The following is a 5,504-nucleotide window of genomic DNA, read 5'->3' on the forward strand; positions in this document are numbered from 1 at the left end:
GAATAAAGGAGTCGGGGCCAAGTCTATATTTTATACCACTCCACTTTCCTATCCAGACTTGGCCTGCCGGACTATCTTCGCCACTGTTGTAAAGTGAAGACCAAAATAGCTGCCAATATCCTGGTAGCTATAGCCTCCACTTGCATACGCGGCAATAATCGCAGCGTTTCGGTCTGGGTGACTCCGAACAATCGCTTCAAGCGAGGGCGGCGGCGGCCAGCGTTGTGCACGCGGCACATTGACGTCTCCTGTTCCATCAGCATGCGAAAGGCTTTTTGCAACAAAATCCTCATCACCCAGAAAAACCTGCGATTTGAGGTTAATCCAGATCGACTCTCCCCCTATTCCCTGAAACACAAATTCGCGGTATCGCCTTATCGTCACAGCGCGCTTCGGGCCAAAGGCAGCCAGCAGGTCATCCGTTTCCAGCCAGGGAGGGCTGGGCTGCTTGCCAACCATTGCCAAGCAACGCCAGAAAACCCTCCCTGTCTTCCTCATCCTCAGAGATCACCTCGCGCCGATCCCCACGGGACGTCACATGATAAAGCGCTCCTGAAAATTCAATACGGATTGGTTTAGACATCACCAGCCCCTAAACCAAGGAAAGCCTAAAGTATAGACCAGCCCCCAATATTCCATGGACACTTTCAGGCATACGCCCGGGTCAGAGTCGGGGTCAGGTCTATATTTTATACCACCCCACTTTCCTATCCAGACTTGGCCTGCCGGACTATCTTCGCCACTGTTGTAAAGTGAAGACCATAATAGCTGCCAATATCCTAGTAGCTATAGCCTCCACTTGCATACGCGACAATAATCGCAGCGTTTCGGTCTGGGTGACTCCGAACAATCTCTTCAAGCAAGGGGGGCGGCGGCCGGCGTTGTGCACGCGGCACATTGACGTCTTCTGTTCCATCAGCATGCGAAAGGCTTATTGCAACAAAATCCTCATCACCCAGAAAAACCTGCGATTTGAGGTTAATCCAGATCGACTCTCCCCCTATTCCCTGAAACACAAATTCGCGGTATCGCCTTATCGTCACAGCGCGCTTCGGGCCAAAGGCAGCCAGCAGGCCATCCGTTTCCAGCCAGGGAGGGCTGGGCTGCTTGCCAACCATTGCCAAGCAACGCCAGAAAACCCTCCCTGTCTTCCTCATCCTCAGAGATCGCCTCGCGCCGATCCCCACGGGACGTCACATGATAAAGCGCTCCTGAAAATTCAATACGGATTGGTCTAGACATCACCAAACCCTAAACCAAGGAAAGTCTAAAGTTTAGACCTGCCCCCAAAACTCAGGCCCCAAAACTCCTTATTCTACTTAATTTCTAACCTTCAAAAGGATATCTGACCCTCGCTATGCTTGTTGCGTTACGCCCGATTATTCTCTAGCTCTTCGGCAAGAGACACAGCCCGATCAATATAACCCTTAGTTACATAGGGTACGAAACCGAGCCGGTCACCGCCCTCAAAACTGGCCTGATAGGATTTCAGCTTCGCAATATCACCAAGCAACGCCAATGCCGCCAAGTGCCAGATTGGACGCGCGCCCGGCGCACCGGTCGGCAAATCTGCGTGCTCCCGCAACGCTTTTTCCAAATCCTGCTCCCGCGCCCACAAGATCGCCTCCTCCGACGCCAGCCTGACGTGCTCTTCAAGAATTGAAGACGCGCGGATATCTGGGTTGTTCCACGGCGTCACGAGAGGAGCGGACATCCCGTAACCGGGATCAACTTTAGCGCAAGCGCTAGAAAACGCATCCGTTGAAGTCGAGCGCATGACCCATAGCTGCTGTTTGTCAGGCAACTTTTTCAGGCCGTAAATGATATCCGCGGTCCGATCCGACAACCTATAGGAAGCAAGACGATCACCCACCTCGTCTCTCGATATCGACCAACCCAGTGATTTCAATACATTCGTAATTTCGACAATCTTCATTAGCCTGCCCCAGGAAACTCTCGAATCTCAATCGGAATACCATTTGGATAGCCTTGATCTTTCAAAGGGTCAGGAGCCAGGGTCAGGTCTATATTTTATACCACCCCACTTTCCTATCCAGACTTGGCCTGCCGGACTATCTTCGCCACTGTTGTAAAGTGAAGACCAAAATAGCTGCCAATATCCTAGTAGCTATAGCCTCCACTTGCATACGCGACAATAATCGCAGCGTTTCGGTCTGGGTGACTCCAAACAATCGCTTCAAGCGAGGGGGGGGTGGCGAGAGGATCTACTCGCCGCGTAAATGAATTGCACTTATTACTTGAAACCGCGAGTGCCATTCAGACCTGACCCTCAATGTTTCTTTAATTTCTTAATCTTATCCATTTTTCTTCTCAGGAAAATCTCAGACAACGCAGCCGCCCACGCCATAAATAAAAACACCCCTATCGTCAACCACAAAGTGTCCAACAGACCTACAGCACTTCCATCTTTTCCAGAAACAATTGAGCCAGACGAGAAAAAATGCATTAAATTCATAAAAAGCACACCCACCCCACAACCAGAAAATATTTTAGCCGTATCGGATTGATACCTCTTTCCAAAAAAATACGGGTAAGCAAACATTACAAACAAACTAATTATAGCCGACACCAAGAATGCTTCAGACTGCCCCATCACTCTCCCTTTCTATACTCATAGTAATCTGATGATGATTTAAGACCGGAACCAACAGCCTGACCAGTAAAAAAACCTCCCTAAATCAAATGCTCAACCCCACTCGGGACATAACCTGGCGGCCCTTTAATATCAAAAATGTCGTAATAACCATCAATCACACCAATAGAACCGGTCCCCAGGGTCCATGTCATGGTCGGCTTCACAATTCCATTTGCAATGTGAAGGAGTCGGGGTCAGGTCTATATTTTTACCACTCCACTTTCCTATCCGGACTTGGCCTGCCGGACAATCTTCGCCACTGTTGTAAAGTGAAGACCAAAATAGCTGCCAATATCCTGGTAGCTATAGCCTCCACTTGCATACGCGGCAATAATCGCAGCATTTCGGTCTGGGTTACTCCGAACAATCTCTTCAAGCGAGGGGGGCGGCGGTCTGCGTTGTGCACGCGGCACATTGACGTCTTCTGTTCCATCAGCATGCGAAAGGCTTTTTGCAACAAAATCCTCATCACCCAGAAAAACCTGCGATTTGAGGTTAATCCAGATCGACTCTCCCCCTATTCCCTGAAACACAAATTCGCGGTATCGCCTTATCGCCACAGCACGCTTCCGGCCAAAAGCAGCCAGCAGGCCATCCGTTTCCAGCCAGGGAGGGCTGGGCTGTTTACCGACCATTGCCAAATAGCTGCTCCAGGGCCACTCTCCTGGCTCTTTCACCATCCCCGCCCGCACCGGGTTTAATACAACGTACCGGCCCAGCTCCAGCAGATAACTATCACCATCGACAAGAATCGCTTTATAACGCCCCTGAAAGAGATGCCCCACCCGTCGATGACGCCGGTTACTATACTGCGTGTAAACACCATTCAGTTGCCGCATCCCTTTGGAAAGGTTGCCATCCGGTGTTTCGATGACGAGGTGGTAGTGATTCCCCATCAAACACCAGGCATGACAAACCCAGTTAAAATCCGACGCAACATTGCCAAGCAACGCCAGAAAACGCTCCCTGTCTTCCTCATCCTCATAGATCGCCTCGCGCCGATCCCCACGGGACGTCACATGATAAAGCGCTCCTGGAAATTCAATACGGATTGGTCTAGACATCACCAAACCCTAAACTAAGGAAAGTCTAAAGTATAGACCTGACCCCAATACTCTCGCCAATACTCTCGGATGCTCGTAGTCCTGACCGGAATAATGATCCTTGCCACACAGAAAAGCCCGCCGTACACAGCGGCAGATACAGTGATAGTAAGACGTAGAATCGAGGGATACCTGGGTATAACGAGCGCGGGTCATGGGCAGCCTCCTTGCTATGCCATGCCCCAACAGTACTGACCAAAAGGACAGATTAATATCAGCTAAAGGCTACAACCCTTGTAGGAGATCTTCCAATTCATGCGTGTCCTCGACTTCCCGCGACCCCCTTACCAAATAGCGGACTTGCACCGCTTGATTTACCGCCAGCTTGGCCCGGCGCTCTGCGTGTCCCCGATGATTGTGCCCCCGATGATTGCGTCTGACCTCCGTGACCAATGACCAATTACTATTGCGTTTTTTGTTCCCTTTCCTTTTTTTGACGCGCAACCAAAAAAACGAAAAATGGAAAAAAAACCAAACTAGCTGCAATCAAAGTCACCATTATAACGAGATTATAAGTAACCCCCCCCTCGTACCCTTCAATACCATCTATATCAAGCTGAATGGGAATTTCGTCACCACCATCCACAAAATAGGCTGTTACATTTTTCCCCACAAAATCAAACTTATCCTTGGAATTGCGGCAATCACCTTTTCGCGCCCCCACACTATATTTTCTTCCGGAAGCCCCTATAAATTTCACATAATCCGATTTTCCGCCACTAAAGCAGCGATAAGACACAATCACATCATCAACTGAATAAACATTCTCATCAGATACAGAGGGAACACTAATAACCATCCAGAGCACTAGGCTAAGGAAAGCCACAATACAAATAAAAATCTCCCAAGGCTTAGCATAGTATAAAACATTAGACTCATTCATCATCGCCACCCTTTACACTCAACCTTCCGCTAGTTAATTCCGAGAACAATCCAACCCCACCGGAGGAGACCCCAACAACCTCAGAAATCAAGTCATTATTTTTATAATCCAATAAGCGATGGGGGGAGGAAAAAAGGGAGAGAGCATCGGTAGCATAGTCTAAAACGCCCCCTGGCTTCGAATCACCAAAAACAAAGTTTGAACCAATAGCGTATAAACTCGATCTATTTAAAGCCGGATTAGAAGGAGACAAAACAGCTTTATAATAATCATTGACTCCATCAAGGGCGACTGGAGCCGTCACCCAACAAGAAGAAATTGCATACGCACAAGATGAGACCCCTGTAACGACCTGTCCATAACTACTGGCCGCAGCTACAGCGCCTGGAACCCCGTTTCTGGCTAACCCTACCCCTGTAGAACCAACACCCCCAGCCATAATTAAACCAGAACTAACATGAAAGGTTTTCAGAATCCCACCACCGAGTATTGATGTGAACAAAATTTGGTTCACCTCGGATTGCTTATCAGCAAAATAATGGTTCGCCTTTTCCCAAGTACCCTGATAATTAAAGGGGTGGGGCCAAGTCTATATTTTATACCACCCCACTTTCCTATCCAGACTTGGCCTGCCGGACAATCTTCGCCACTGTTGTAAAGTGAAGACCAAAATAGCTGCCAATATCCTGGTAGCTATAGCCTCCACTTGCATACGCGGCAATAATCGCAGCATTTCGGTCTGGGTTACTCCGAACAATCTCTTCAAGCGAGGGGGGCGGCGGCCTGCGTTGTGCACGCGGCACATTGACGTCTTCTGTTCCATCAGCATGCGAAAGGCTTTTTGCAACAAAATCCTCATCAC

7 protein-coding genes and 1 pseudogene are annotated in these 5,504 nt (G+C 49.1%); all 8 read right to left on the bottom strand.

What is annotated here, in order from left to right:
• Positions 1-48 precede the first annotated feature (48 nt).
• Entirely contained in the window at positions 49-459 is a 411-nt protein-coding gene (locus tag Q672_RS29435) for a hypothetical protein (RefSeq protein ID WP_022986110.1), read from the bottom strand.
• Between the two features lie 320 nt (positions 460-779).
• A complete protein-coding gene (locus Q672_RS34280) occupies positions 780-1,118 on the bottom strand; it encodes a hypothetical protein (protein ID WP_022986111.1) in 339 nt (112 codons plus the stop codon).
• 251 nt (positions 1,119-1,369) lie between these two features.
• Complete coding sequence (locus Q672_RS29445; protein WP_022986112.1) at positions 1,370-1,936, bottom strand: DUF6990 domain-containing protein; 567 nt, start codon at positions 1,934-1,936, stop codon at positions 1,370-1,372.
• Positions 1,937-2,290: 354 nt separating this feature from the next.
• A complete protein-coding gene (locus Q672_RS29450; protein ID WP_022986113.1) occupies positions 2,291-2,614 on the bottom strand; it encodes a hypothetical protein in 324 nt (107 codons plus the stop codon).
• Positions 2,615-2,880: 266 nt separating this feature from the next.
• Entirely contained in the window at positions 2,881-3,720 is an 840-nt protein-coding gene (locus Q672_RS29455; protein WP_031226781.1) for an REP-associated tyrosine transposase, read from the bottom strand.
• Between the two features lie 442 nt (positions 3,721-4,162).
• The gene (locus tag Q672_RS29460; RefSeq protein WP_031226783.1) at positions 4,163-4,642 is read right to left on the bottom strand and encodes a hypothetical protein; all 480 of its coding nucleotides are present in this window, start codon (positions 4,640-4,642) and stop codon (positions 4,163-4,165) included.
• The gene (locus Q672_RS34150) at positions 4,635-5,156 is read right to left on the bottom strand and encodes a hypothetical protein (protein ID WP_152521838.1); all 522 of its coding nucleotides are present in this window, start codon (positions 5,154-5,156) and stop codon (positions 4,635-4,637) included. Before Q672_RS34150 ends, Q672_RS29460 begins: the two co-directional genes overlap by 8 nt.
• Before the next feature lie 100 nt (positions 5,157-5,256).
• Positions 5,257-5,504 (bottom strand): annotated as a pseudogene (locus Q672_RS34345) (addiction module toxin RelE); the annotation flags it as partial.

Source organism: Alcanivorax sp. P2S70, assembly GCF_000475295.1.
Taxonomy (GTDB): domain Bacteria; phylum Pseudomonadota; class Gammaproteobacteria; order Pseudomonadales; family Alcanivoracaceae; genus Alcanivorax; species Alcanivorax profundi.

What these genes read in the sequence shown, in the direction of transcription:
- Q672_RS34280 (WP_022986111.1), bottom strand. Translation starts at nt 1,118, where the DNA reads ATGGTTGGCAAGCAGCCCAGCCCTCCCTGGCTGGAAACGGATGGCCTG.
- Q672_RS29460 (WP_031226783.1), bottom strand. Translation starts at nt 4,642, where the DNA reads ATGAATGAGTCTAATGTTTTATACTATGCTAAGCCTTGGGAGATTTTT.
- Q672_RS29445 (WP_022986112.1), bottom strand. Translation starts at nt 1,936, where the DNA reads ATGAAGATTGTCGAAATTACGAATGTATTGAAATCACTGGGTTGGTCG.
- Q672_RS29455 (WP_031226781.1), bottom strand. Translation starts at nt 3,720, where the DNA reads ATGTCTAGACCAATCCGTATTGAATTTCCAGGAGCGCTTTATCATGTG.
- Q672_RS29435 (WP_022986110.1), bottom strand. Translation starts at nt 459, where the DNA reads ATGGTTGGCAAGCAGCCCAGCCCTCCCTGGCTGGAAACGGATGACCTG.
- Q672_RS29450 (WP_022986113.1), bottom strand. Translation starts at nt 2,614, where the DNA reads ATGGGGCAGTCTGAAGCATTCTTGGTGTCGGCTATAATTAGTTTGTTT.